The organism is Steroidobacter agaridevorans (assembly GCF_009932555.1).
In the GTDB taxonomy this organism is placed as follows: domain Bacteria; phylum Pseudomonadota; class Gammaproteobacteria; order Steroidobacterales; family Steroidobacteraceae; genus Steroidobacter; species Steroidobacter agaridevorans.
This window is the reverse complement of record NZ_BLJO01000023.1, coordinates 1-1,164: the sequence shown is the minus strand read 5'-3', so window position 1 is coordinate 1,164 and position 1,164 is coordinate 1. Positions and strand designations below refer to the sequence as shown.

Here is a 1,164-nt window from a genome sequence, read left to right as displayed (position 1 = left end):
CGATTACTTGATGATCTTGGCGACGACGCCGGCGCCGACCGTCTTGCCGCCTTCACGGATGGCGAAGCGCAGGCCTTCTTCCATCGCGATCGGCGCAATCAGCTCCACCACCATCTTGATGTTGTCGCCAGGCATGACCATCTCGACGCCTTCCGGCAACTGCACCGCGCCCGTCACGTCCGTCGTACGGAAGTAGAACTGCGGACGGTAGCCCTTGAAGAACGGCGTATGACGGCCGCCCTCTTCCTTCGTCAGCACGTACACCTCAGCTTCGAACTGCGTGTGCGGCTTGATCGAACCCGGCTTGCACAGCACCTGGCCGCGCTCCACTTCTTCACGCTTCGTGCCACGCAGCAGCACGCCGACGTTGTCGCCAGCCTGGCCCTGATCCAGCAGCTTGCGGAACATTTCCACGCCCGTGCAGGTGGTCTTCTGCGTGTCCTTGATGCCGACGATTTCAACTTCGTCGTTCACCTTCACGATGCCGCGCTCGATACGACCCGTCACCACCGTGCCGCGGCCGGAGATCGAGAACACGTCTTCCACCGGCATCAGGAACGCGCCGTCGATCGCTCGCTCCGGCACCGGGATGTACTTGTCCATCTCCGCCACCAGCTGAATCACCGCCGGCACGCCGATCGGGCTCTGATCGCCTTCCAGCGCCTTCAGCGCCGAACCCTTCACGATCGGGGTCGTGTCGCCAGGGAAGTCGTACTTCGACAGCAGCTCGCGCACTTCCATCTCCACCAGCTCGAGCAGCTCGGCGTCATCGACCATGTCCGCCTTGTTCAGGAACACCACGATGTACGGCACGCCGACCTGACGGGCCAGCAGAATGTGCTCGCGCGTCTGCGGCATCGGGCCGTCAGCGGCCGAGCACACCAGAATCGCGCCGTCCATCTGCGCCGCGCCCGTGATCATGTTCTTCACGTAGTCGGCGTGGCCCGGGCAGTCCACGTGCGCGTAGTGACGCGCATCCGAGGTGTACTCCACGTGCGCCGTCGCGATCGTGATACCGCGGGCGCGCTCTTCGGGCGCCTTGTCGATCTGGTCGTACGCCTTGAACTCGCCGCCGTGCTTCTCCGCCATCACCTTGGTCAGCGCGGCCGTCAACGTGGTCTTGCCATGGTCGACGTGGCCGATGGTGCCTACGTTCACGTGCGG

1 protein-coding gene is annotated in these 1,164 nt (G+C 64.2%); it reads right to left on the bottom strand.

Annotated features, from left to right (window positions below):
- Positions 1-3: 3 nt before the first annotated feature.
- The coding region (gene tuf, locus GYH35_RS34460; protein WP_161816613.1) for an elongation factor Tu at positions 4-1,164 on the bottom strand (1,161 nt) is incomplete at its 5' end.